This is a genomic window from Bacillus sp. EB106-07-01-XG149, from assembly GCF_058791555.1.
In genome coordinates, this window is the sequence record NZ_JBYTDP010000003.1 from 315,627 (window position 1) to 342,550 (window position 26,924).

Genomic DNA, 26,924 nt, shown 5'->3' on the forward strand with positions numbered 1-26,924 from the left:
GGAAGGGGATATTAAAAATGTTTGTAACACTTCAAACAGTTCAAGAATCAGAAAAAGAAATATTACGTAATTTGTACGCACTATATCTTCATGACCTCTCTACATTCACTCCTAATATAAAGATTGGGGCAAATGGATTTTTTGAATACGAAGATTTACACATGTTTTGGGAAAATGACGGAATCACTCCGTATTTTATAAAAGCTGAAAATAGTATTGTAGGATTTTTATTATTGTTGGAACGCCCGTTTTTGAAGAAGGAAAACGACTTTGGCATAAATGACATTTTCATATTGAATCAGTACAAAGGAAAAGGAATCGGTAAACAAGTTATTGAGAATGTACTAAAAGAGAAACGAGGACAATATTTCGTTATCGAACTTGTGAAAAATGTACCAGCTGTTTCTTTTTGGAAGAAAGTATATAGGGGGCTAAACATCGAATTTGATGAAAAAACAAAGTTAATCGATGATGAAGAATGTCTCGTTCAAACGTTTAAAATATAATAAAATCGGTGCCCCTAGTAGATTACTTTGAAATTTAACTTTATCCCACTATTTGCGGGCAGTAAGAGCCCGATTAGTGAGGGGTGATAATCAGTGGGGGATGAAGAAAACCTCCACTAATTAAAGTTTCACTTTATTTCGAATATACCGTTCACCCTTGAAAACATAGTGCTTATCGCTTATATTTTCATATAGTATTTATTTTTAAATAAAGCAATGGACGAACCAGGGGGTACAGTATGGCAATTAATATGAAAACAATCGAAGAATGGATTGCTGAATCAAATGCAAGACAAGAAGAAGACTTTGGAAACGTTGTAGAAGAGATGAAAGAAGTATGCATCGGACTTGATAATGCGACATTAATTTATACGAAAAATGTATTTTGTTTCGGTAAGAAAGTAGAAGTATTGTTCTTCTTCCAAGATCATGTCGTGATTGGACAAGAAAAAGATGAATATGTTGAAATCGAAAAATTAAAGTATGAAGCAATTACACATAGCAACTTAAAAACAAATGACAAAAATACAACGTTAGAATTAAAGTTTGCTAATGGACAATCTATCAATTTAGATAGTTTAAATGATAACTACGGTACGAAAAATTGGTTATTCGCGAGACAAATTAAGAGTATTTTTAAATTAATCTAGTAAAAAAGCACGCCGTCCACCGGCGTGCTTCTAATTACGCAAATCCCCTTTTAACCAATTCCGCGCTCGATACGCCCCAACAGGAATTTGAATGAGAGACGTTTCAGTTCCAGTATCTATCCCGTATAACTGATCACATGAATTTGTATCAAAACTTAGTAATGGATGCCCGCCCATCCCCATCGCGGTCGCGGCGAAAACGAGTTTATGAACGAGTATACCAGCTTCCATTTGGTGAATACGGTATCCTCTATAGCCTAATGCACGTGTATAGTAATCTTTCTTTCCGACTACATGTAGGCAAAGCGGTACTTGAAAAAGATTTACGTTATCCATCGTCATACTGGATTGAAGGGGATAACGAAGGTCTCCATATCGAAGTGGCTGTATGGAATGATTTTTGCTGTTATAAGAATAAGCGCCGTTTTCTATATCTTTTACGTTATAAAAACATCCATATAAGGAGACGCGCGCATTTTCATTTACATACTGACCATCAAGGTCGTTGTAATAAGGGAAGGCGAGGCTCGCTTCTTGTAGTAAAGTAGCGAGCCCTGCTGCATCCCATTTCGTTAAAGTGAAGTCAGCATCAGGGGAATACCGTTCTTTACAAAGTTGTAAGAAATCATACGATAACCGTTCTACTTGCGGCAACTGTACAGCGTACGCATGATGTTGATAGTGCTCTTCATGATGTAGTGTGTGGAAGTTTGTTGTCGATTCGATCATAGAAGCTTCATTTATTTTTGTTAGCATAGGATGTTTATATACTTGCTTTGATCGAACAAAATATTCGTGTGCTAACGGCGGAATTTGCTGTAACAACTCATGAGAAGTAACTGTTTTATTTTCACGGTAATCATTGTGAAACCAATTAGTTTGCGGTTCTGTACTTAAAGGAACAACAGCATATACGCTTTCCTCGCCTTCTGACAATCCGAGTAAATGATTGATTGCACGGTCTAGAAATTGAAAATATACGCCATTTGTGTAGCCGAATTGTTTGGCACACGCAAGTAATTGTCCGATGAGAACACCACTATCTAAGCCTTGAAGACGGTATGAAAAGTTATTGTATTTAAAGAAGTTTTTCCAAAACATAGTGGATACGAATGCAGCACCAAAACAAGACTGTATGTTACAACGATTCCCGAGTGCTTCCGAAAGATAAGAATCGAAATTTCCTTCCCGAAGTAAGATAAGTCGGTGATGCGCAGCGTCGTAATGGTAAATACCGTCTGGATAATCATCAATCTTTAAATATATATACAATTCATTTGGATACAAAGCACCACCTGAAGGGATAGATCTTCGGAATAAAGTTTTCTCGCTATTTAGCTGACATAACTGTGTTAAACCGAATGAGTACCAAAGGTAATGACCAATTTCCTTCAAAGTTGGTGTAGTAGAAGAGTTAGGTAAAGATAATGGTATTTCTAAAGGGAGAGGGATAACAGGTACATTTCGATATAATTTATAAGGAAGCGGTGCATCTTCCCAGTCCACTTCATGGTTCGGCATAATTTCGTCTATAGAAAAATGGAGATGATGTAAAAAAGTATCCAGCTGCATAGAATCCCCTCCTTTACTATGGAAACGGATGCGGATGTGGATTTAATTGTTCATTCGTTAAAGGCTCAGCGCTATATCCAAGTGTCATCGGTACTGTATATACTCTATCTAGTCCTGTAACCCGAGTAAGATGGTGACCGAACGTCATCGGGAGCATGCCTGGAATAATGACTTTTACACAATGTAATCCGTTTTTTTCTATAAGAGGTACTGTTTGATCTACAACGATTACTTCAAGTCCAGACTGCTGCAGACGGTTTAAAAGTTGATGAAGATCGGATGTTAAATCTAAATCAACTGATTGTAACCCGTTCATTTCTTGGAACGATTGCACCGGGGCATCGTCACGTAAAAGAAAATGAAGACGTTCTTCTGCTTCTTTTAATCCGTACAGCATACTATGGTCTTCCATTTTATTAACGAGATAAGGATCGTGTAAGCAGTTTTCGTAATGCTCTCTTTTTTGTTCGAGTTCATCGTCTGCTATTAGTAACATGCCTGCTATTTCATGGATGGCACTCTTTAAAGCGCGGACAGGGTCTAAATGAGAGCCTCCCGCACAAACAACGTTCATTCCATTTTCACGCGTATTTTTCGCAATTACCCATAAGCTTGGGATACCGTGTTCCATCGTTGCGTTAAAAACATGTAACTCATACCCAGTAATCGTGTACAGCCGCTGAATCATTAATTGTAATTCCGTATCATTTGCTGAACTAAGATCAAGACGAGGGAGAGGTAATTCTGTATACCAAGTGAGCAAAAAGGCGTCACGCTCTACAATTTCTAAAATGCCATGAAAAATTGCTTCTTCTAAACTACCACCAATGGCACATCCATTTGATGTTTCATACACGAAAGCATCACGATGACCGAGGCTATAATAAGCAATTGATTCAGGAACTAAAATCGGCCGGTTTTGTAATAAAGAATATCCCCATACCCAGTTTTGTTCGTAGTCAGGATCAAATGGCTTAAACGGAAAACTATCACGATTATAATGTTCATTTGTATGTACACCGAGAGAGAGGGGGTTCAGTGCATGATCCTCTAACTCACGAAAACTGCCGTGTACATTCGTCTTTTTTCCTCGAGGTGACATACCACAATATCGTTCTAAACCTTCTAAAATAGCAGTTGCTTCACTCATTGCAAATGAATGAGTTCGGCCTGCAACACCTTCATTTCCAAACATTAATGGCATGTTTATAATAACGTCAGCAAATGGTAATAAAGAATGCTGCATTTTTCCGTTCAACATACCGACCCGATAATCTAAATAATCTCTCGTTAAAAATGTGTTTAGTTCATGAATGGAACGACAGCGATACGTTGCATCACTTGTTTTTAAGCTCGGTTGTAATGAAATCGTTGCTGCATCTGCCGTATCATCAGGCAAATTGCTACATACAGGGCAGAGCGGATCTGGAAGAAAAGAATGCCGCGTACATTGCAGTGTTTGTAAGTTTAGTAAAATGAGTTCATTTTCTAAAGAGGAATGGTTATGAGTTAATATTTTCTCTGTTTCTGCACGAATAAGATGGCACATTTGTAACATGCCATTTTGGGTGGCACGTACATCACGCCTCGTTACATTATCTGTCTTTAATGCATATTTCCGCTGTAGTTCCCACATTTCTTGTTGATCAAAGCCAGCGATAAACCGGCGCCCATCAGAGCAGTGGGAACAACCAGTTGCAGGGGGATGAATGTAAGGACCGATAACACCTTCACCAAATGAAGTAAACCCGCGTAACCATGGAATATGATTCGACCGAAAAATTAGCTCGGCATCATGATGAATAGCAGAAGGAGAGCCATCATGTAATACGAGAGCGAGATGAATATTTTCAGGGAGTTCTTCTGTAAGGCTATGTTGGCGAATGATAGAATATTGATTGCATAGTTGATCGTGTACATAGTTTGCCAGAAGGCCATCTCCTATAAGCAATATATTTTGAGTCATAGACTGTCCTCCTTTGCAATTAATACACCGTACACACCATCTAAGTTTTCTTTCAAAAATGATTCAATGGCTAAATCAAACACGAATGGATAAAAATTATGTTCTTCTAAATGTTGCAAGGCAAGCTGCACAGATTGCACACCTGGAACTTCTTCTTCCGCTTGTATTTCCACTCTAAAAGAATCCGTGTCATATAAAATAATAGAGGATTCAGGCAAGATATTAGCTCTGTAAGGAGTCTCTTCATTTTGAATATGAAGAAGTGATAGTTGTAGTGCGTTTCGTAACGCTAACGTCATATTAATATTAGATGCACCGTACCAGCGATCATTTATACCGACCCAAACGACAGGGAAGCTGAGAATCTCTTCGCTTACTGCTATTTTAGGTGTTTCATGAATTGTAGAGAGAGCATCGTAATAAAATCTACAATGTTTATCATGAATTTCAGTTAAATCAATCGTCGTAATTTCTTCCAGCATATGTGACTGCCGCTCATACAATTTATTATTTAAATGTTGTTGTAGCGCCCGGTATACACCTTCTGTCATCGTTTCTCCAGCGCCAATACCGATATCATTATGTTCAGGAATAAGGCGGTGCATAATTTCCGCTACATATGTTTCAATTCCTGTTAAACCAGCTTCTCGGCGCGCTTCATTATGAGTTAAACCACCACAAGTCATAAGAGGCAGGAGGGAAGCAGGACCATCTGATAGTGGAGTAGCTACTTGAATATGGCATTGTGATAACGGTAATTGATATGAATCTTGTTCATCCCATACATGGAATAAACCAGCTTCTTTAGAAGTTAATGAGTCGAAAAAGCGGAATAAATCAGTTGAGGTATGTTGGTTGGATCGATGCTCAAGTTGTTCAGAAAGATTTTCTATCGTATCAATTGTAAAACTTTCATCAGTTGCGAGAGGATGTTTTATAAAAGGATGCCATGCTCCTTCGAGTGTTTCGTAATTTAATAAAAAGAATTGTGGTTCTTTTTCTCGGTAAGAATCATCAGCGACATGCTTAAGTAATTCAAATACGATTATATTTGCTAACATTGCAGATGGAAGTGGTGAAAATGATGCTGATGAATGTTCATTTTGTAAAGTTGTTTCATGTAGCCGATGCCATACGGATTCCCAGCATTCTTCACGATTAGCTGTTACGATAGGGCCGGCTATACCAAGTGCTGATAAACAGACGGCAGGTATGAAGTTCTTTCCTACTTCTCTACAAATCGTGTGAACTGCTCTTAGGCCTTCAATATCTCCATTTTGAGAAACATACAAAATCCAGTCGAAAGGCTCGAAAACTTCATGCAGGGGACGATCAATTGTCGTATCTATTTCCTCAACAAGGACATGATCATCCACTTCATGTGCAAGTTCTATTAGCTCATGAATGCGATCGTAATTTGTTTCCTCATAATCTGTAACAAGGTAATGAAAGGTAGGTAATCCTGATTCTAATAAAGAAGAAACTAAGGAAGTAAGCATATCTCCAGAACCAATTATAAGGACGTTTGCCGCGCGATACGTTTCGAATTTTAGAGCGCCTGAATGAGAATCAGCTTCTAAAAATTCAATTTGTGAAGCGTATCTATCAAGTAATGCGCTATTTAATTCATGAGGTGCATCTTGACTTACATCCCGAACGAAACCATTTTCATATAAAATCTCTCCAATTTCAAATACACGATTTTGATAGGGGAGAGGGAGACCATCGGTTATTTCTGCTAAAGAATAATTCCCGTTAAACATTGGCATTAATTTTTCAATCCAGTTGTAAATTCCATCACCGTCCATACGAAATGAACTGGCATTATTTCGAAAATAGACACCCCCGTTTGAGTCGGGGAGGAAAAAAGTATCCTTATTTGCTTTAAGTTTTGCATCAATTGGAAGGTTATTCATTTTAATCCTCCTTACGTTTTAGGCATACATTATTAGCTTATGTTATGAAATTTGTCCCGTATGAATGCAATAAAAAAAGGCTGTAGAATAATTTATTCTACAGCCTTTAATAGATTATTAATCTATCAACCTTCTAATAATAATGATTTTGGATCTTCAAGCATATCTTTAACAGCAACAAGGAAGCTAACTGCTTCTTTACCATCAACAATGCGGTGATCGTAAGATAAAGCGATGTACATCATTGGACGGTTTTCCATACGTTCTGCATCAATTGCAACTGGACGTACTTGGATTTTGTGCATTCCTAAAATACCAACTTGTGGGCTGTTTAGGATCGGTGTTGACATTAGAGAACCGAACACACCCCCGTTTGTAATTGTGAATGTACCACCTTGTAGTTCTTTTAATGAAAGTTTGTTGTCACGTGCTTTCATACCTAAATTACGAATTTCACTTTCGATTTCAGCGAAGTTTAATTGGTTAGCATCGCGTACAACTGGAACAACTAATCCATCTGGAGCTGCTACTGCAATACCGATATCATAGAATTTTTTAATGATAAGCTCGTCGCCTTGAATTTCAGCATTTAATAATGGGAATTGTTTTAATGCTGCAACAACTGCTTTTGTGAAGAATGACATGAAACCAAGACGTACATCATGTTTTTTCTCGAAAGCATCTTTACGCTCTTTACGTAATTCCATGATTGCAGTCATATCAACTTCGTTAAATGTTGTTAACATTGCAGATGTTTGTTGAACTTCTACAAGGCGTTTTGCAATTGTTTGACGGCGGCGGGACATTTTCACGCGCTCAACTGGTTTTTCGAATTCCGTTTTTGCAACTGGAGCAGGAGCTGGACTTTTTGGAGCAGCTGGTGCTTCTTTTGGTGCGGCAGCATGAGCTTGTACATCGTGTGGTCTCACACGTCCAAGTGGATCTGTGCTACGTACGTCGTTTAAGTCGATACCTAATTCACGAGCCATTTTTCTAGCAGCTGGTGATGCGATAGGACGGTTCGTATTCGGTAAACCTTGTAAAGTTGTAGTTTGCTCAGCATTTGGTGCCGCAGCTTTCGGTGCTTCAGTTGTTTCTTGTTTTGGCTGTTCAGCAGCCGGTGCAGGTGTACTTACTGCAACTGGTGCTCCGTTTGCATCTAAAATTGCGATAGTTGCACCAACTTCAACTGTATCCCCAGGTTCGCCTAGTAACTTCGATACAATACCTGAATCTTCTGCAATGATTTCTACATTGACTTTATCAGTTTCAAGCTCAACAACGCTGCCACCTTTCTCAACTTTGTCGCCTACGTTGATAAGCCATTGTGAGATAGTTCCTTCAGTAATAGATTCTGCAAGCTCAGGTACTTTAATTTCGATCATTTTAAATGTCCTCCCCTTATTTGCCTAACGGTGTGTTTTTTCTTCTTTTGTCTTCGGTAATCTCCATTTGTTAGCCTGCCCCCCGGGCAAAATATCTGTCCGGGGAGCAAGCTAGAAACCTTCATTGTTACTTTCAGTTGCTGAAAACTTCAATTTCTTGTTTATCTTGACGGAAGTTATACTTTACATCTAAAGCGTGTGCAACAATTAGTTCTTGCTCAGCTTTGTGAGCGAATGGATCGCCACCAGATGGGCTAGAGCGATCTGGGCGTCCAATGTAACCTGTTTTCACTTTATCTCCAGCAAGTTCGAACAGAATTGGAGCCATGTAATGCCATGCACCCATATTACGAGGTTCTTCTTGAACCCAAATAATTTCTTCTAAGTTTTTAAAGCGTTTAATAATAGATTGAACTTTCTCAGCAGGGAATGGGTACAGCTGTTCAATACGAACGACATGAACTTCATCTAAGTTATACTCATGTTTACCAGACTCAATTTCTGCTGCTAAGTCAATCGCCATTTTACCTGTGCTTAAAACAAGACGTTTTACTTTAGTTGGTTTTGTACCAAGGTTTTCTTGTTCTAGAGCAGGTTGGAAACGTCCTTCGCTTAACTGACTAGCAGTTGAAAGCGTAAGTGGGTGACGTAATAAACTCTTTGGCGTCATTAATACTAATGGTCGAACAGCTTCTGTTCCTAAGATAGATGCTTGACGACGTAAAATATGGAAGTATTGTGCCGCGCTCGTTAAGTTTGCAACTGTCCAGTTATTCTCAGCAGCTAACTGTAAGAATCGCTCTGGACGTGCACTAGAATGCTCTGGTCCTTGACCTTCATAACCGTGCGGTAATAGAAGAACTAAACCAGATTTTTGACCCCATTTTGCTCTTCCAGCTGAAACATATTGATCAAATAATGCTTGCGCAGTATTTGAGAAGTCACCATATTGCGCTTCCCACATAACAAGAGTTTCTGGAGCGAATACGTTATAACCATACTCGTAACCAACAACAGCAGCTTCTGATAACGGACTGTTATGAACAGAGAAGGATGCATTAATGTTTGGTAAGCGATGTAATGGTGAATATGTTTCATTTGTATCAGTATCGTGTAATACGATATGACGGTGCGCGAATGTACCACGCTGTGAATCTTGACCAGTTAAACGAATTGGCGTACCTTCTTGTAAAATAGAAGCGAATGCTAATGACTCAGCAAGTGCCCATTCAATTTTACCGTTCTCTTCAAGAGCGTCTTTACGGCGTTCAAGAATTTTCTTCACTTTCGGATATACGTTAAAGCCTTCTGGCCAAGATAGTAGACCTTCATTAATTGCACGAAGTGAGTCAATCTCAACACCAGTATCAATTGGCTGAATGCCTTTTGCAACAACATCTGGCACTTTAACGTGAATTGTTGCAGCGCTCGTATCAGCTGGCGGTACTTGTGCATAGTCAGATTTTAATTGCTCTTGTATAAACTGAGTCATTGTTTCAACCTCATCTGCATTTAGAACACCAGCAGCTTGTAATTGATCTGCATAAATCGCTCTTACAGTTGGGTGATTTTTAATCTTTTTGTACACTTGTGGTTGCGTAACTGCTGGGTCATCCATTTCGTTATGACCGTAGCGGCGGTAACCAATTAAATCGATTAAGAAGTCTTTTTTGAACAATGTACGATATTGAATCGCAAGGTTAGCAGCAGCAAGACAAGCTTCTGGATCATCAGCGTTCACGTGAACAATCGGAATATCGAAACCTTTTGCAAGGTCACTTGAATATTTCGTAGAACGAGAATCATAGCTATCAGTCGTAAAACCAACTGCATTGTTTGCGATAACATGAATTGTTCCGCCTGTTTGGTACGCGTTCAATCTGCTTAAGTTCAACGTTTCAGATACAATACCTTGACCAGGGAATGCAGCATCACCATGAACTAAAATTACGAATGATTTTGAAGTATCTTGTTCTGGAAGACCAGATTTTTTACGATTCTCTTGAGCCGCACGTGCAAAACCTTCTACAACAGGGTTAACGAACTCAAGGTGACTTGGGTTATTTGCTAATGTAACGCGAGTGCTAACTTCTTCGTTACTAACGACTTGTTCTCTACCTAAATGGTATTTCACGTCGCCAGTCCAGCCAGAATTTGCCACTGCGCCTTCTATTTTTGCATGTTTGAACTCAGCAAACATGTGACTATATGGTTTTTCTAATACGTGTGCAAGTACGCTTAGACGACCGCGGTGAGCCATACCAATCATGACATCTTCTACGCCGCCCTTTGCACCTTCTAGAACAATTTCATCTAGAACAGGTACAAGCATATCAACGCCCTCGATAGAGAAACGCTTTTGCCCAACGAATGTTTTATGCAAGAATTGCTCGAAACCTTCAACAGCTGTTAAACGTTTTAAAAGAGCAGTTCGTTTTTTATTTGATAGTGGTTGACGCAATGAATTTGATTCCACCATTTGATGCAACCACGCGCGTTCTTCACTATCTTGTATATGAGAAAATTCATAAGCTAAAGATTTTGTATAAACGTCTTTTAATCTATGAATTACATCAAGTGCAGTGTGAATACCTTCTGGTGCATCTTGCCATACTGTTTTTGCTGGAATCGCTTTCAAGTCAGCATCGCTCAGTTCGTTCATTGCTTTCTCAAGAAGAGATTGTCCATTAGCAGCATCTTCCATCGGATTGATGTGAGCCAACGTATGCCCGAATGAACGAATTTGTTCAACAAGCTGAACGACTTTAAGAATTTTTTCAATGTTCCCTGTGTTTTGAGGAGAAAAATGTGTTGCTGTGTTGTCCCCTGTTACGACATCATCTTGAAACGAAGGAGCTCCAAAAATTTCAAAAAGCTCTTGTAATTCCGGATCAACAGAACCTGCTCCAGTTACGTAAAGATCATACTGCTCAATAACATAACCAAGGTTCGGACCATGGAACTTGGTCCAAGGGTTTGTCGTTGTATTCTTCCTCGTCATTTGTTTAAACCTCCCAATGCATATAATCCTTTTCCTTACAAAAGGTGCATTTTGCTCTTTTCAATAATTGATGAATCAATAATCAATGTAAATGTTTTCTTTACTCTTATGTTATTACAATAATTTACATAATACCAAACACTATTACTTATCTGTTTTGTAAAAAAACATTCACAATAACTTATCACCCAAGTTAATCTTTCATGTTATAAAGTAATTTTACAGAAAAATGGGGTGGATATATTTGGTATACCTACACGAATAACTAAAATTGTTGCATGTAAATATAAGTATAATAATTAGAATGTTTTGATAAAAATGAGTTCGAATTATGTATATTGAAATAATAAGCGCTTTCATTGATATTATACAACAATATAACGGAATATAGTATAAAAAATAAAAAATTATGAATTTATCGTAAACTTTATTTAGATAGTGTTAAATATTGAAAGGAAAGTGAAGGATTTCTACAAAAAAAGTTGCTAAACATAAAAAATGCTTCATAAACAGTTAGTTTCTATAAATATGACGAAAAACACCGTAAAACCAATAACGCATTTCGTGGAATAAAGAGATGAATGAAATATTTTAAAAGGATAAAACAAATAGGGAGATATTAAATTTTAAAAATAGAGAGGAGGAGATATAGTAACGGTTCATTACAGTGTTCCATGTTTCATTTCAAAATAGACGTGCTGAAAATGAAAAAGTTTCTTCTATATAAATAGAACGAAAAATAAACAAAATAAATGTAAAGGAAACTTGACGTAAAGTTTGCTTTACATTTATACTCGATATAAGGGAGGAGGGAGAAATTTCCTTGGAAAATAAAATGGTCGAATACCGAAAAAATTTTGGACTATCTCAAGAAAAATTGGCTGAGAAACTTGGAGTTTCCAGACAAACCATCATTTCAATTGAAAAGGGAAAATACGATCCATCACTTCCGTTAGCATTTGAAATAGCAAAAACATTTCAGACAACGATAGAACATGTATTTATTTATGAAGGAAAAGAAGAGGGGGAATAGGGATGAATTATTCACAAAAGTACTTTGTAATCATGGGAATTATTTTTCTATTCATGAGTGGATTTATGATATTAACAGGTATAATGACGCATTCTGCACCACCAGAAATAACTTATCCATTGCTTGGGATGATGATTATGAGTTTCTGCCTAAGTTACTTACATCCGCAATTTAAAGAAAAAGATGAGCGAATGAAACTCATTCGTTATAAAGGAATGTTCTTCAGCTTTTTTGCGCTAACGGCATATTACCTTCTTTTCTCTTTCGGTTTAAATCTACACGTAATTACACTATCTGCGGTTGAACTATTAAACATACTTATGGCACTTACGATGAGTACAGTTTTTATCTCATTTGTTGTTTTATCGAAAAGATATTAAGATGGAAGAGAGAAAGGAAGATTAACATATGCAAATGATGTATGCTTTTGGCATTGGACTTGTATTATTTTTAGCCGTATTCTTATTTATTCGGAAAGACGTTCAAGGTGGGACGTTAACGAAAAGAGGCTTTTATAAAATGATCGGCTGTTTAGTCGTTATGTTTATAGCGATCATCGTAATGATCGTTTTAATAAATCAGTCACTATAGAATGAACCTTACTTGAGTAAGGTTTTTCTTTTTGGTATAAAATCCGAAAATTCCCAAGATATCCATTTACTACATATAATGGATATTATATAATTTAATAAAATGATAGATAGGGAGCATACTATATGAACAAAAAAACTATCTTCTTTTTATTAACATGCCTACTACTTATAGCTAGTATTACTTATATAATATGTAACAAACGAGAACCAGTGCCACCTATGTTAGTATGGGAGGGCCAGGAATACTACGTTACGAATGAACCTGCTAAAGCTGAAGAAGTCGGGCAAAGGCTCGGAGAAGTAACGAAGAAAATCGAAATAAGTAAAAAACCTACTAAAAACAGTGAATCCAACACATTACAAGAAAAAACAGAAGTATTCACAATGATAGAAGAAGAAAAAAATCCTCACTCACCTTTAATCATAAAGGAGCATGATAGTGACGAATATAGAGTAGTAAGACCGATGTTACATGTACTATAAAGTGAAAAGGAGACTCATATGCAGACAGTAACTTCATATCCATGGTCGTTAAGAAAAATGTTTGTTTTTTTCCTTTGCTTCATCCTTCCGCCAATCGGTGCAATTTATATTTTGATGAATAGAGAGGCGCTACAAAAGAGAGACGTCATTTTATATGTATTATTTGCTGCTATTAATATATCGCTTTGGTTATCGCTTATGATCTTTGATCGGAGTATGTGGATGGTAGCAGGGCATTATGTACTTGGAGCAATTGTTATTGTTTTTTCGAATATGAATAATAGATAAGCCAGCAATCTTAAAGTTGCTGGTTTTTATTTTGCTATTTATAATGAAGAAACAAATTTTTAATAGAGAGTAGTGAGCGTTATGAGATGGAAAGAGGGGACGTTTGAAAAAATAGAAACGAATGACTCATATAAATGCTATACTAAAAAATGTTTGTAATGTCAGTTTCATACTATTATATAGTGATGACTTACTAGAAAAGATAAGAGGAGAATGAACGTGAAAAAGATACAAAAATTATTGCTGTTAATGATGGTAATAGGATTAACAGTAGGAGTTTTAGCAGGATGTGCAAATCCGAAAGATACGACAGAAGAATTTTTAACAGCGATACAAAAAGGTGATGTTGAAAAGGCTCGTACATTTGTTGAGAGTGACAAGGAATTTAATAAACTAAATGAAAAAACAGATGATGCTGAGGCAAAAGCAATGCTGAGTGCAATTACGAAAAACTTTAAATTTGAAAAGCCAGAAGAAGTATCGAAAAAAGATGACAAAGCAGAAGTGAAAGTGAAAATTACATCTGCAGATCTATCCGTTGCTGTAACAAAAGCAGTGGGAGAAGTTATGCCAATGGCCTTCGCTAGCGCTTTTAGCGAAGACAAAGAGCAATCTGAAAAAGCAATCGAAAAAACAATGACATCAACTATCGTCAAAAACTTAGCAGATAAAGATGCAGCAATGGTAACTCGCGAAGTTACATTGAACTTAAAGAAAAACAAAGATGGCGACTATAAAATCGTTGCAGATGATAACTTGAAAGAAGTATTGTTTGCTAATGCGAAGTCTTTGGAGAAGATGTTTGGCGGGAAGTGATTAGCTTAGATAAAAAAGAGAAACCATATCACGTAGAAGGTTGATATGGTTTCTCTTTTTGTTATGACCCCGGAGAGGCTCGAACTCACGACCTCCACCCTGTCAAGATAGTGCAAGGAATATCCTTTTATAACCTAACTGTTTCTGTATGTATTTATAGTACATACTTTATTAGAAAAGTTAACTGTTTTGTAATCATAAAATCCCTTATGTTTCCTACAGTGTGTGACCAATATGTGACCAAAAATTATCAATTATAAAAGTGAATGTAAAAGGTTGATATGTTCTTTATAATTTATGCTAGTAAGACATCTTCTTTCTTCAATTAAATAGGTCACTTTATTAGCGTTTTCTTCATGCCCGGTTTCTCTTTCTGTCCCAATTATTACTTGACCATTTTTTGATGTTAATAAACTTAATGCGGAATCGATACTTTTTAAGTTTTCTTCATCTTGACCTTGTTGATTAGGGGTATCAATTACTAAAAAATTAAATGGACTGTGTTCCCTATTTAAATTATACAAGTAGAGAGATATATGATATGCATAAATCATTCTTGGATTATCACTCCCAGTTTTTTGTAAAGTTTGTACGAAATCTCTTAGTTTTATGAAAGAAGAAGGAATATTTAGGATATCGTAAACAGTCATACAATAAGATTTTAATGTTTGGGAGATCAAGTTTCTTCTTTGTGGAGATTTCAGTTGATTTAATTGGTCATCTAATATTAATTTTTGATTGTTTTTAGTATCTCTTACTGAAATAATTTCTTCTTTTTGTTTTATACTCGAATCAATCATTTCGGTTTTTCCTTGATCTTGGTAAGATTTGATAATAGATACATTTTCTTTTACTTGTTCAACATTCTTTTTAAGAGATTTATAGTCTAGTGTTAACTGTTTTTTTCGTGTACTTAGTTTATGTATTTTTGAATCTAGTTCTTTTATCTCCGATCGGAAGAGTGTTACTAATTCACTACCTGTCTGTATATCTTTAACGATTTCAATTCTATTCTCTAAGGAGTTTTCATGCACAGAGCCACAAAACGGACATTTTAAATTAGGATCTTCGTGAATAGCAAATGTGTGATCTGCCTCTAGCTCTTTTACATTTTCTTTTATAAAATTGAGCTCTAAGGTTTTTTCATAGCGTTTATTTTTTATTTTAGAGAGTTTTTCTATTAGTTCTAAGATTTCTTTCTCAATGGAGTCCATTTTGTTCACAAGACTTTGGTTTAGCTCTTTATTGTTAGAGTATCTATTATTGTCTTTATCAAAAGTATCTTCAGTATTTGATTTGTTTATTGATGCTGATAGATTTTTTATAAATTCCTCAAAGTGATTTATTTTTATATCATAGTTTACTATGTCTGTTTTAATAATATCTCGGTTTCTTTTTGTTTTATAAAATTCTTCATTAAGGAATCCTACAACATATTTATTTGTATTGCTATCCCAGTCTTTAATATATTGCATATTTGTGAAGCTTTGACCAATTTTTTCCCAGCCTTTGTCCTGATCGATATATTGAAATCTAAATAATAAAGGAGGAGTTATTGTTATTGGGCTTCCACTTTTTGTTAAACAATCCATGGATATACCTAATAGTTTCATTAATTCTTCACTATAGTCATGGAAAGAATCAGTATCAATTATTAATTGATAACTAGTAAACTCTGGGTTAGTTTTAAAGATTTTATATGATTTATTTATTCTTAATATACAAAAATACTCATTTCCATATTGAAAATATAGTAGGTATTTATCGATTAGTTTTTTCCACTCATCCTCAAATTTAACCTCACAACCAAAAGTGAAAAAAATACTTTTAATAAGAGACGATTTTCCAGTTTTATTTTTTCCAATAATAATGTTAAGGCCTTCTTTAAATTCGATTTCTCTAGATTTCTTTTCACTTTCACTAATTACTATTAGTTTTTTTAGAGTTAATCTGTTCATTTCGGACACCTTCTTTTTGTAATCTAAGTTTTCTAATCAGTATTTTATATTGATTAATTTTTCTTTGTTTACGAAACGATTCTTTCATAGAATAATGCCTCCACTAACACTTTATTAATGCCAATTCCGTCATCAATTAAAGTATTACTTTTTTCTAATACTTCATTTAATATATCTTTTGTAACAAAATCTAAATCATCTAGTTTATCGTAGTAATCTAATAGGATATCATCAATAGCTTCCAGGATATCTTCGGAAGATTCTAAATACAAAACATTGGAACTATCTAATACTTTTCGTTTGTGTTTTTCTAATAATCTAATTAACAATTTCATTTTCATCTTACCTAAGCGAGATTCAAAATTGATTTTTATATCTTGATATACTTGTTCACTTTTTGAAAATGTAGCAACTTGATCTTTTATTCTAGAGAATGATTCTGAAGAAATTCCTTTTTCTTCTTTAAGAGATTTATAACTAATAGGTGTTTTTATTTTTTTCTTACTTTTTTTCCTTACATCCTCTAATATATCTTTAAAAATTCTATTTCCTGTTGAGGTTAAAATATCTTCATTATTAAGCATAATGAAGAAGGCACCTGCAACACTTTTTTCATAATTTTCTAAAGGAAGTCCTCCGTAATATAAGAAAGTATTTTGAATGAATATATCAAAAACTGACGTAAATTCAGGTTCTTTTAGGCTAGGGTACTCTATTTTTAGAAATGCCTTTATCTCATTGTATAATTTAGGTTCTTTCTTTTTTAGTAGCTTCTTATCTTCAATAATAGCCTGCCATTTTCTTACATCTTCATCCATATCTATATTAGAAACAAAATGACATTTAGTACATTCATCTTTGAATTTTAAAAAATTATAGAATAAGAAACCTAAAAACGAGTGCTTAAAATCTCCATTTGGTTTTTTGTATGTCCTGAATAGTCTTTTCAATGTCCATTCTTTAAAACTTTCTGTTGTTTTTACTTGGAAAAACTCTGCGCATGAAGGGTGTTCAGAAAGTTCCGTTTTTGTCATATCATCATGAAATTCACAAAAAACATAAAAAGGTATATTTTTTTTATATTCCTCAATCATATGGTAAAGAGTCCAATGAGCTTGATAATCAAATCTATTAAAGCTATTTGATCCAGCTTGTTCGCGAAGTTCTGACTGGATTATTGACTGAACCATTTTTTCACCTCTTGTTAAATTAAAAGTAGTATTAATTATAAAGATTATAGCATATGTTTTGGCTATTTATTCCATAATAAAAAGCGCTCACATGCGAAGTGAGCACTTTTTATTGTTGATGATTAATCAATAGCGTATGCTACAGATGTAATTTTTCCGAAAAACTGTGAATTTATATCATTAATAATTATTGGCCTTATTTCCTTTTTGAAGGCTAGGAGTACAGCTTTATCTTCAATTAAAACTACTTTTCTTACCACATAAGAATCATCAGACTTTGTGACTATAATATCACCATTTTTAAATTCATTAACTTCCTCAAAGTGTAATATTGCTCCTTTAGGTAGTAGAGGTTCCATTGAATCATCTGGCATTTTTATCGATTTGGATGGTTGCACATTAACGTTATTGATTGTTCCTGCATTATTTAGATCTAGAGCTTGTCTTATAACATCATATCTAGTCATTTGATTAAATTGAGTCTTAATCAATGGAAGAAGTTGGGGTGGAGTCTGTGTTTCAAGAATTACTTGTACAGTGTTACTAAAGAGATCTGTAATTTCAAGTAATAAATTTCTTATGTATTCAGGTGACTTTTCTAAATAAGCTTCAAAAAGGAAGTCTTCCACTCTATTTTCAAATCCACAAGCTTTTGCTATTGCGGTATTAACATCATCAGATGCTGGGGGTTGCTTTCCTGATTTGAGTTTACTTATGTATGAAGGATTAATACTCACCCCATAAATTTTACACTTTTCTGCAATTTCTTTTAAAGTTAGATTACTTTTTTCTATCATTTGATTTAATTTGTCATAGTAATTCAAGGGTTTCCCTCCTTATCTTAATAGTAGTTTTACATCATAAATTAGTCAAATATATCATTAATGATTTTTTAGTCATTTATCGTTGACAAAAAAATCATTAAAGGTTAATATTCAATTATTGACTTATTAGTCACTTATAAATTACTTTTTAGTCATTCATTTTAGTGGTTGTGATAAAAGTTTGGATTATATCGTAGTTGATATTGGAATGGAGAGAGCACGGCTGGGTTTGGATATGGAGAAGTAAACCATGTTAGGTTGATTAAGCGGATCAGTCCTCCTTTGAGGGCTGATCGGTTTAATCTGCTTTAGCAGAAGCTTTGTATCAAAATTGAGGGGATTAAATGATTTCGTTCTCCCGCAACCATATAACATGCGGGGTTCAAATTACAACGTTAGGGTAAGGGGGAATATATATTGATTATTAAAGGTATTGATACGGTTGAATTTGGGGTTGAAGTTTTTGATTATTTTCAATCTCTCAAAAGCACATTAGATATGCTAGCTTTATTAAAATCTAAGGCTCAAGAAGAATCTAAAGAGTATGAAGTTGAAATAAATGGAATTAGTTTGAAAGTGCATAGAAATGGGATTCCTTTCTATTCCTATAAGGTATCGTGTAATGATTTCCTAATGTACTTTATGGATAAAGAAGTAAAAAATACGTCACCGATTAAAGTACGATTTCTTGCATCTTATTTATGGTCACTTGGCTTTGAAAAGGCTGTTAAAGAATTTCTTAATTGGTTAAGTGGTTTTGGAATCTCTATAACAGATACAAAGTTATCAAGGATTGATGTATGTGTAGATAGTGATGAAACTCCTTTTACTAAATATGATTTGGAGAAAGTAGTAACTAGAGCAAGAGGGAAAGTAAATCATTTTGTAAATGATGAATATTACAATGGAAGTGAATTTAGTGGTTTTACAATAGGGCGTGGTGATCCATTGTTGGCACGTATATATAATAAAACGCTTGAAGTGAAAAAATCTCAAAAACTGTGGTTTTATGATCTGTGGAAAGAGCATTTATGGGATGAAATAAAATCTGTATGGAGGGTTGAATTTCAAATTAGAAGAAAATGTCTAAAAGAATTTGGAGTTAGCTCTATAGAAGATTTTATTCTAAAGGAAAATAATATTTGGTCTTACTTAACAATGGAATGGTTAACCCTTAAGATTCCATTATCAGATAAAAATAAAACTAGGTGGCCGCTAGATCCTAGGTGGACTGTCGTTCAAAAAGCGGATTTAACACAAAATTTTTCTCCCATTATAAGAAAAAAAGTGAAAATAGGGAATACAGAACAGCTATTAGATCAAATTGCTGGTTTACTTATTTCAGTGGGAGCCTTAAATAATCATAATAGTTTAGAGGTTACTACTAAAATTGCAAAGAGATGGACTGAATCAAAGTTAAATAAGAAAAACACTACTTTTGATCAAGAAAAATTACAGCGAAGCAGACGATTTCTATCAACTCATTCATGCTAAAATAGGAGGATTTTATGAATACATTAGAACAATACCCATCAGTACTAGATGTTGTACATATTCAACAAATATTAGGAATTGGAAGAAGACAAGCTTATGAGTTGGTTAACTCTGGGGATTTTCATATAGTTCGCATAGGGAGAAGAATTAAAGTATTAAAGACTGTCTTTATCTCTTGGTTAGAAGGTAGCGATGTAAAGGAGGAAAATTAATTGGCTGGTTCTGTAAAAAAAGATGGTCACAGTTGGTATTATGTATTAGAACTAGGGAAAGTAAATGGGAAGAGACGGCAAAAAAAGAAGAGGGGCTTTAAAACAAAAAAGGAAGCACAAAATGCTTTAACTGAAGCAGAACATGCTCTTTTAAAAGAAGGTACATTTAGTGAACCTTCTAAAATGTTGTATAAAGAATATTTAAATAGTTGGCTTGATGATAAAAGGATACTTATAAAAGAATCAACCTTTAAAACTTACAGTTGGTTAATAAATAAATATATTATTCCTAATCTAGGAAACATAGAAATTTCCAGAATAAGACCAATAGATATCCAAAAATTGTATAATGAGATAATAAAGAATAATTTATTATCAAGGGAGAATGTACAAAAAATACATTCTTTAATAAATGATTCTTTAAAAAAAGCTGAAAGGTGGGGGTTAATAAAACGTAATGTTGCCTCTTTAGTTGATAGACCTAAAGCATATAAAAGTGAATTGAAAGTCTGGGATATAGGAGAGGTTAAAAGTTTTCTAAAGGTAGCAGAAAGTAGTAGATATTATATTGCATTCCTTTTGGCACTTACTACAGGAATGCGACAGGGTGAGATATTAGCCCTAAGATGGAAAGATATTGATTTTAATAATAATACACTTTCAATTAAGCAGACTTTAAATCATGCGGGAAACAAAATAATAGCAGGAGCAAAAACAAAGTCTGGACAAAGAAGTATTGCATTACCTAATGAAACAATAAATTTTTTAGTGAAGCATAAAGAAATCATTGATAATGAAAAAAGGGTGGCAGGGATTTTATATATAAACCATGATCTTGTGGTATGCACAAATATCGGGACACCATGTTTACCTAGAAATTTATTAAGGTCTTTTTATAGCTTAATAGAGAAAATAGATATAACAAAGATTAGATTCCATGATTTAAGGCATACACATGCAACTTTGTTATTGAAAGAAGGTGTTCATCCTAAAGTAGTTGCAGAACGACTTGGACATTCAAATATACGTGTCACATTAGATACATATAGTCATGTATTACCGAGTATGCAACTTGAGACTGCAAATAAAATAAACCAGCTATTATTCTAAGTTATTGTACAGGAGGATGTTTAAAATGGAGAAAAATGTTTTAAATGATTTATTAAGACAAAATGCGCCGATTAATTTTATTGAAGGCAAGGATATAAGGGTGGTTATTCAAGATGATGATATTCAAAATGAAGGATGGAAATCAAATGTTAAGGCTATAAAATTTTTAATTGATGAGTTGCCTGTAGGATTTATTCAAAAAGATACAGAAGACTTTTTAATTAATGAAAAAATTACTTTTCTTTTACTTAATTCAATTGCTGAATTGTTGAAGGATAATGATCCTATTGGATTTATACGCAATAAAAATAATATGGAAGTAATAAGCTATTTCATAGACTTAGTAAGTGATCAAAAATGGGAATCTAATCCGGCTTTTCAAGAGTTTATTTAAGAATGAAACTAAAAACATTTGAAGGAGATTATTGATGTCTTATTGCTATTGTACAAAGTGTGAGAGGGTTTATAGATGTGAAGATGTAAAAATGTGTTGTGGTAATAAAAATAATTTAATTGATTGGGAAGAATTTGCTTTTATTATGGGATATCCTTTATATCCTGTTAAGAAGAAATATGATTGGTTTCATTTGGATTTATATAAACGTTTAGATGCTGAATCTATGTCTGATCTTAGGGAATATAGTCCTGAACTTTTTTATTATGAGTTTAATGGCTGGAAAGAGAGTGAATTAAAAAAACATAAATAATAACGTAATATTATTATAATATGATTAGTTATTTAGGACAAAAGTCATAAAATAATTATCCGAATTGTATCCTTTACGAAATGATTTAGGACAACGTCCTAAATTATTTTGTAGAGGACAGCAAGCGGAGCGCGGTAGTAAATGAACAACTTTATGGTAGGGTGACCAATATGTGACCAGAGAGTCTGTGACGGCTTTAAAATTAATAAATATAAAATAGAAACCCCTTGACTATCAAGGGGTTTTTCATATGACCCCGGAGAGGCTCGAACTCACGACCTCCACCCTGTCAAGGTGGCGCTCTCCCTGCTGAGCTACGGGACCTTCAAAAATGCGTATGTAATAGCATCTTTAATCGTTATGCTAAAGCAATTATATATAATTAACTGAAATTTTTCAATATTTTTATATTAGATTTTTGAAGGGAAAGTAGTTGGAATGGCGCTAGTCGTGTATTAAGGAATACATAAGAAGATAATGTAATGAAAAGTGAGTTCGAATAAAGTGGTTATATTATTTTTTTCGATACCAATCTAAAGGACCTTCATCACTTAAATCAACAAGAAAAGGGAATAAGAAGTGTAAAGGTAAGCTAATAAGTTCTGGCATAGCGTTCAATGTTTTCTTTGATAGATACTGCTTCCCAAAACAATACGGACAATCTTTTTCAAATGTCACGAGTATCGACCATACATCTTTTATTGTCCACTTCGTTTTACAATATGTACAACGCGCCATAGAGTTCCTCCTCATGTTAAGGTTTCTTCTAGTATATACCATTCTATTGTACGAAAGGCATTTGTATTTGGTGTCATAAAATGTAAGTTGTTTTGTTTTTATGTGGATTTATTTAGTCGTTTATGATCAATTACATATCGTTTCATGTTTTTGCAGGATGATAGATTTTCAGCTTCAATATGCAAATTGGCCAATATATCCTTTTTACAATTTACTTAAAATCATGTATAACAGAGATACAAGATTATTTTATAATTATTCAAGAGTAGAGGGAGAATTATTGTAATGGTAAGGAAAACGTTCAAGATGCGTGTATCTAGAAATAGAACGATTTCGATTAATGGCTCAATTCTTGATGTGGATGTTACACATGATGAGTTTTTACAAGAGTTTGTTGAGTGGGTCGATTCTAAAGGCTGGTCGTTTATGGGGATGACAGATGAGATTACACCCGAGGAAGCTAGTCAAAATTTAATAGATTCATTGATTGATGAGAAGGATAAGAAAGAGTAATTCCTTCTTATTTTTTATTGTATATTTATGTTCTTTATCGTAAAAGTATGATATAGTAAAAAACAGTGAATATTCTTCCAATTTAATACAATTTACATATAGATTGGTAGATTCAGTTTTTAAGCTGTGAGAGTATAGTGAAAAGGGAGAGTCATATGGTAAACTTTAAGAAAATTTTGGCTTTTGTTACTGTTATTTGTTTATTTTTTTTGACACCTATGACGTTACGTGCTGAGACGAATGTTGGAGTGAATCCAGAACAAGTGGCACCACCACCTGCGGAAGGACCAAATGTTTTTAGTCAGTTTGCAGCTACGATTGATGGGAAAACTGGAGATGTTTTGTATAACAAAAACGCACATCATCGTGCATTTCCGGCTAGTATGACGAAAGTGTTAACAGCGATTTTACTTATGGAGCATACGAAGCCAGAGGATCAATTTACGTTTTCACAATTAGCATTAGATCAAGAGAAGAGTAATTATCAAATTGAATTTCAACCTGGTGAGACGATTAATAGAAATACTGCGCTTATGATTTTAATGGTGCTGAGTGCAAATGATGTGTCTTATGCGATTGCGGAGCGTATTGGCGGAAATGTTGAGAATTTCGCTTATATGATGAATGAGAAAGCAAAGCAATTAGGGGCTACAGATAGTCACTTTGTAACGCCAAATGGATTGCATGATCCAAACCATTATACGACGCCGTATGATATGGCTATGATTACGAGAGGTGTGCAAAAATATCCTGAAATTTTGCAAGCGATGAATACGAAAAGAACGACAGTTACGACATCTAGACAGACGGTGTCTATTTTTAATAAGTCTACTTATTTTGAAAATCCATATAGCATTGGCGGGAAGACGGGTTTTACAAATGAAGCGCGTAATACACTCGTTCTATTAAATGAGAAGGATGGCAATCGCATTATAAATGTAGTAATGGCTTCCCAAAGACCTGAAATTTATGAAGATTTGAAGCAGATGGCGGACTATTCTTTCGGTCAATTTGTGAAGCAAACTGTATTAGATAAACATAGCTGGCATCAAAAGGCAACGTATTTAAATAAAGATATTGATAGCGAGCTTGAAAAAAGTGCAGAGCTTATGCTTAAGAAAGATGAAGGTAAAAATGTGAGGACGATTTTCCGTGCGGCTTCATTAGATAAAGATTCTTTGTACCATAAAGGAATTCATCGTGGTGAGGTAGTTGGTGCAGTTGACATCACGAAAAATAATCAAACAATTGCGACGATAAATGTTCTTTCAAAAGAAGATGTTACTTTTGCGATGCCTAAAAAAGATACGGGTACGCCTGAAGTAAATGAATCAAATGTGAAAATAATAAGCATTGGGATAGGTGCCGCTGTACTATTTGGAGCCATTTTATTTGTAGTGCTACGCCGAAATACAACAGGAATGAAATCAGAAGAAAAATAAATTACTAGTAAAAAGACTGTGAAGAGACTTTGTCACAGTCTTTTTTGTATATATAAAATAACTAATAATTGTAAATTTTCTTATTGCATTTATTTATTGTTCGTTATATTATTTAGTTGTGTTCTTGTTAGAGAACGAGTTGGGTATTATATACTCCAAATAATATAAAACAACGGAGAGGGAGAGAGACGATGAAATTAATTTGGAAAGCGATTAGCAACGTTATCTCATTTGTTTTATTTGCATTAATGGTTTTTTTAGCTTTTGTAGTTATTTCGTCAAAAGCGAGTGGCGGAGATCCAACAGTGATGGGATATCAATTTAAATCAGTGCTATCAGGATCAATGGAACCGACATTTTTAACAGGATCAATCATTGCGATAGAACCGACGAAAGATGGTTCTAAATATCAAAAAGGTGATGTTATTACCTTTAAAGAGAAAGATGAAAAAATTATCACTCACCGTATTATCGGTGTGAAAGATACAAATGGAAAAGTAATGTATGAAACAAAAGGTGATAACAACAACGGTCCTGATTTAGAACCAGTACGTGCGGAGAATGTAATTGGGAAATATGCAGATATTACAGTTCCTTATGCAGGATATGCATTAAATTATGCTAGTTCAAAGGCTGGAGCTGCATTGCTTCTTATTATTCCAGGAGTCTTTTTATTAGGCTATTCCGCGATTTCTATTTTTGGTGCGATTCGTAGCATTGACGGAGAAAAGAAAGAGAAAAAAGTAGAACAATCCGTCTAGTTCGTTTGGTTATACTTTCCGTTTAGGAAGTTAACAAATATATAGATTAAGGGGATATGGACATGACTTTAAAGAAAAAATTAGGAATGGGTATCGCATCAGCTGTATTAGGAGCTGCATTAGTTGGCGGAGGAACATTTGCATTTTTCAGTGATAAAGAAGTGTCAAACAATACATTTGCGGCTGGTACACTGGATTTAGCATTAAATCCATCAACAGTTGTTAATGTATCGAATTTAAAGCCTGGCGATACAATTAAAAGAGATTTTAAACTAGAAAATAAAGGATCTTTAGATATTAAAAAGGTTCTATTGAAAACAGATTATAAGGTAGAAGATACGAAGGGCGACAATAAAGATGATTTTGGTAAACATATTAAAGTAACATTCTTAAAAAATGTAGACAAGCATGAAACAATCGTAAAAGAAACAACGCTAGATAAATTGAAGGGTGACACACTTACAGCGGTAGATAATGATTTAGCTGCTTGGTTCTGGGATGAAAAAGGTATTTCTGCAGGTAAGTCTGATAAATTCACAGTGAAATTCGAGTTTGTTGATAATAAAAAAGACCAAAATGAATTCCAAGGCGATAAACTAAATTTAACTTGGACGTTTGATGCACAACAAACAGAAGGTGAAGCAAAATAATATTAAAAAGGGCTATCAAATGGATAGTCCTTTTTCTATTTTTCTAGTATATAGCTATCATTTTGTATCGTTCTTTATTATAATAAAAGTAACGTTCTGTATAGAGAACATTTTGTTCGATGGGAGAGATTAAGATGCTGAAAACACCTCGCAAATTAAAAAAGATGCTTATATTGCCTTGTATATGCTCCATTACGTTTTATTTAGGCTCTCAAATAATGACGTATACAGAAGCTGCATTTATTAATGAAAAGAAAGTGGAAGCCGCTCTTTCTACAGCGATTATATTTCCAAAGACAGTTGATACGTTAAAAGAGGAAGCTGAGCAACATAAACAGTTTATTGAGCATCAGTATGGAGAAATGAAGGGGAAGTTGGCAGTAACTTCTATAGAAGAAATTGAACAGGCAATTGTAGTGTGGCAACAAGGACGTGAGAAAATTGCTTCTGAGGAGGAAGCGCTGCAAAATGTATATACTACAATCGAAGCTCCTTATAATCAAATACAAGAAGAATTAAAAGTGAATAAAAGTGAATCGATTCAACAAGTAGCCCTATATGTGAATGAAGGTTTTCATAGTATAAAAGAGAACCACGATTATATTGCGAAAGAAGTTAGTTTGCAAGCGATTGATGAACAAATTCAGATTCTTCACCAACAATTAAATGATGCGATAGAGGCGGAAGTTCAAATGAAGGCAGAAGAGGAGAAGAAAGTAGAAGAACAGAAACAAGTAGAAGAACAGAATAAAGTGGAAGAGCAAAAGAAAGTAGAAGAGCAGAATAAAGCGGAAGAGCAAAAGAAAGTAGAAGAACAGAAGAAAGTAGAAGAGCAGAAAAAAGCAGAAGAACAGAAGAAGATAGAAGAACAGAAACAAGTAGAGACAGCTAAAAAGCCTGAGCAAGGAACTCATGAAAAGGCTACTACCACAGATCATAATGAGAAATCATCAGAATAAACTGACGACCGATATAAAAAATGATGTATATGAGTGTGAGGGAGTATTTGCCCCCGCACTTATTGTATTTCTTAAAATATAAACATAAAAATTCAGAAAAAACAAAATAATATTGAGAAATAAAAATAATTGAAAATACTAATAAATATTTGTTGTA

At 34.4% G+C, this 26,924-nt stretch carries 27 protein-coding genes and 1 tRNA gene; 18 read left to right on the forward strand and 10 right to left on the reverse strand.

Annotation, left to right across the window (positions count from 1 at the left end):
- Positions 1–17: 17 nt before the first annotated feature.
- Complete coding sequence (locus tag AC3WTA_RS13900; RefSeq protein WP_000498239.1) at positions 18–506, forward strand: GNAT family N-acetyltransferase; 489 nt, start codon at positions 18–20, stop codon at positions 504–506.
- A 239-nt stretch (positions 507–745) separates the two neighbouring features.
- Positions 746–1,156, forward strand: a complete 411-nt coding sequence (locus AC3WTA_RS13905; protein ID WP_000996799.1) for a DUF3908 family protein — start codon at positions 746–748, stop codon at positions 1,154–1,156.
- 30 nt (positions 1,157–1,186) lie between these two features.
- On the opposite strand, the gene AC3WTA_RS13910 is transcribed toward AC3WTA_RS13905, so the two are convergent.
- From AC3WTA_RS13910 to odhA, 5 genes are all read right to left on the reverse strand, one after another.
- Entirely contained in the window at positions 1,187–2,728 is a 1,542-nt protein-coding gene (locus AC3WTA_RS13910; RefSeq protein ID WP_088106951.1) for a SagB family peptide dehydrogenase, read from the reverse strand.
- 16 nt (positions 2,729–2,744) lie between these two features.
- On the reverse strand, positions 2,745–4,694 hold the full coding sequence (locus tag AC3WTA_RS13915) for a TOMM precursor leader peptide-binding protein (protein ID WP_088106952.1): 1,950 nt from the start codon (positions 4,692–4,694) through the stop codon (positions 2,745–2,747).
- On the reverse strand, positions 4,691–6,610 hold the full coding sequence (locus AC3WTA_RS13920) for a putative thiazole-containing bacteriocin maturation protein (RefSeq protein ID WP_001061542.1): 1,920 nt from the start codon (positions 6,608–6,610) through the stop codon (positions 4,691–4,693). Before AC3WTA_RS13920 ends, AC3WTA_RS13915 begins: the two co-directional genes overlap by 4 nt.
- A 125-nt stretch (positions 6,611–6,735) precedes the next feature.
- Complete coding sequence (gene odhB / locus AC3WTA_RS13925) at positions 6,736–7,995, reverse strand: 2-oxoglutarate dehydrogenase complex dihydrolipoyllysine-residue succinyltransferase (protein ID WP_000569906.1); 1,260 nt, start codon at positions 7,993–7,995, stop codon at positions 6,736–6,738.
- A 133-nt stretch (positions 7,996–8,128) separates the two neighbouring features.
- Positions 8,129–10,996: a 2-oxoglutarate dehydrogenase E1 component gene (gene odhA / locus AC3WTA_RS13930; RefSeq protein ID WP_000197177.1), complete on the reverse strand. Its 2,868-nt coding sequence runs from the start codon at positions 10,994–10,996 to the stop codon at positions 8,129–8,131.
- 823 nt (positions 10,997–11,819) lie between these two features.
- Here odhA and AC3WTA_RS13935 point away from each other — a divergent pair.
- The 6 genes from AC3WTA_RS13935 (at position 11,820) to AC3WTA_RS13960 (ending at position 14,209) form a co-directional block, all read left to right on the forward strand.
- Positions 11,820–12,029 carry a helix-turn-helix transcriptional regulator gene (locus tag AC3WTA_RS13935; RefSeq protein WP_000428520.1) on the forward strand — a complete coding sequence of 70 codons (210 nt, stop codon included), beginning with the start codon at positions 11,820–11,822 and terminating at the stop codon, positions 12,027–12,029.
- 2 nt (positions 12,030–12,031) lie between these two features.
- Positions 12,032–12,409 (forward strand): hypothetical protein, encoded by a 378-nt coding sequence (locus tag AC3WTA_RS13940; RefSeq protein WP_001109910.1) that lies wholly within the window; start codon positions 12,032–12,034, stop codon positions 12,407–12,409.
- 28 nt (positions 12,410–12,437) lie between these two features.
- Positions 12,438–12,620, forward strand: a complete 183-nt coding sequence (locus tag AC3WTA_RS13945) for a DUF3976 domain-containing protein (protein WP_001178300.1) — start codon at positions 12,438–12,440, stop codon at positions 12,618–12,620.
- Positions 12,621–12,745: 125 nt separating this feature from the next.
- Entirely contained in the window at positions 12,746–13,105 is a 360-nt protein-coding gene (locus AC3WTA_RS13950; protein ID WP_001036553.1) for a hypothetical protein, read from the forward strand.
- Positions 13,106–13,123: 18 nt separating this feature from the next.
- On the forward strand, positions 13,124–13,393 hold the full coding sequence (locus tag AC3WTA_RS13955; RefSeq protein ID WP_001195377.1) for a hypothetical protein: 270 nt from the start codon (positions 13,124–13,126) through the stop codon (positions 13,391–13,393).
- A gap of 219 nt (positions 13,394–13,612) precedes the next feature.
- The gene (locus AC3WTA_RS13960; RefSeq protein WP_000723767.1) at positions 13,613–14,209 is read left to right on the forward strand and encodes a hypothetical protein; all 597 of its coding nucleotides are present in this window, start codon (positions 13,613–13,615) and stop codon (positions 14,207–14,209) included.
- A gap of 254 nt (positions 14,210–14,463) precedes the next feature.
- Here AC3WTA_RS13960 and AC3WTA_RS13965 read toward each other — a convergent pair whose 3' ends face one another.
- The 3 genes from AC3WTA_RS13965 to AC3WTA_RS13975 form a co-directional block, all read right to left on the reverse strand.
- Positions 14,464–16,167 (reverse strand): hypothetical protein, encoded by a 1,704-nt coding sequence (locus AC3WTA_RS13965; protein WP_492332910.1) that lies wholly within the window; start codon positions 16,165–16,167, stop codon positions 14,464–14,466.
- Between the two features lie 68 nt (positions 16,168–16,235).
- The gene (locus AC3WTA_RS13970) at positions 16,236–17,357 is read right to left on the reverse strand and encodes a dsDNA nuclease domain-containing protein (RefSeq protein ID WP_492332911.1); all 1,122 of its coding nucleotides are present in this window, start codon (positions 17,355–17,357) and stop codon (positions 16,236–16,238) included.
- A gap of 122 nt (positions 17,358–17,479) precedes the next feature.
- Positions 17,480–18,181: a LexA family transcriptional regulator gene (locus AC3WTA_RS13975; protein WP_492332912.1), complete on the reverse strand. Its 702-nt coding sequence runs from the start codon at positions 18,179–18,181 to the stop codon at positions 17,480–17,482.
- A 417-nt stretch (positions 18,182–18,598) separates the two neighbouring features.
- Between AC3WTA_RS13975 and AC3WTA_RS13980 the strand changes: the two genes are divergently transcribed.
- Genes AC3WTA_RS13980 through AC3WTA_RS14000 form a run of 5 tightly spaced genes read left to right on the forward strand, consistent with a single transcriptional unit; the run spans position 18,599 to position 21,704 of the window.
- Entirely contained in the window at positions 18,599–19,675 is a 1,077-nt protein-coding gene (locus AC3WTA_RS13980; RefSeq protein ID WP_492322288.1) for a replication initiation factor, read from the forward strand.
- Between the two features lie 14 nt (positions 19,676–19,689).
- Positions 19,690–19,887: a helix-turn-helix domain-containing protein gene (locus AC3WTA_RS13985; protein ID WP_048557220.1), complete on the forward strand. Its 198-nt coding sequence runs from the start codon at positions 19,690–19,692 to the stop codon at positions 19,885–19,887.
- Positions 19,888–20,997, forward strand: a complete 1,110-nt coding sequence (locus tag AC3WTA_RS13990; RefSeq protein WP_492332913.1) for a tyrosine-type recombinase/integrase — start codon at positions 19,888–19,890, stop codon at positions 20,995–20,997.
- A gap of 25 nt (positions 20,998–21,022) precedes the next feature.
- The gene (locus AC3WTA_RS13995) at positions 21,023–21,391 is read left to right on the forward strand and encodes a hypothetical protein (RefSeq protein ID WP_492332914.1); all 369 of its coding nucleotides are present in this window, start codon (positions 21,023–21,025) and stop codon (positions 21,389–21,391) included.
- Between the two features lie 34 nt (positions 21,392–21,425).
- Positions 21,426–21,704 (forward strand): aldehyde dehydrogenase, encoded by a 279-nt coding sequence (locus AC3WTA_RS14000; protein ID WP_249278773.1) that lies wholly within the window; start codon positions 21,426–21,428, stop codon positions 21,702–21,704.
- Positions 21,705–21,955: 251 nt separating this feature from the next.
- Here AC3WTA_RS14000 and AC3WTA_RS14005 read toward each other — a convergent pair.
- Positions 21,956–22,028: transfer RNA gene (locus AC3WTA_RS14005), tRNA-Val, on the reverse strand.
- Between the two features lie 189 nt (positions 22,029–22,217).
- The gene (locus tag AC3WTA_RS14010; RefSeq protein ID WP_000090228.1) at positions 22,218–22,442 is read right to left on the reverse strand and encodes a hypothetical protein; all 225 of its coding nucleotides are present in this window, start codon (positions 22,440–22,442) and stop codon (positions 22,218–22,220) included.
- Positions 22,443–22,727: 285 nt separating this feature from the next.
- Here AC3WTA_RS14010 and AC3WTA_RS14015 point away from each other — a divergent pair, with 285 nt between their 5' ends.
- The 5 genes from AC3WTA_RS14015 (at position 22,728) to AC3WTA_RS14035 (ending at position 26,767) form a co-directional block, all read left to right on the forward strand.
- Complete coding sequence (locus AC3WTA_RS14015) at positions 22,728–22,955, forward strand: hypothetical protein (protein WP_000251865.1); 228 nt, start codon at positions 22,728–22,730, stop codon at positions 22,953–22,955.
- Positions 22,956–23,110: 155 nt separating this feature from the next.
- A complete protein-coding gene (locus tag AC3WTA_RS14020) occupies positions 23,111–24,397 on the forward strand; it encodes a D-alanyl-D-alanine carboxypeptidase family protein (protein ID WP_000247017.1) in 1,287 nt (428 codons plus the stop codon).
- A gap of 191 nt (positions 24,398–24,588) precedes the next feature.
- Entirely contained in the window at positions 24,589–25,158 is a 570-nt protein-coding gene (gene sipW, locus AC3WTA_RS14025; protein ID WP_000767786.1) for a signal peptidase I SipW, read from the forward strand.
- A gap of 62 nt (positions 25,159–25,220) precedes the next feature.
- Positions 25,221–25,808, forward strand: coding sequence for a CalY family protein (locus tag AC3WTA_RS14030; protein WP_000172832.1), 588 nt, complete (start codon positions 25,221–25,223; stop codon positions 25,806–25,808).
- Between the two features lie 134 nt (positions 25,809–25,942).
- Positions 25,943–26,767, forward strand: coding sequence for a DUF4047 domain-containing protein (locus tag AC3WTA_RS14035; protein WP_000921207.1), 825 nt, complete (start codon positions 25,943–25,945; stop codon positions 26,765–26,767).
- Positions 26,768–26,924: the final 157 nt, after the last annotated feature.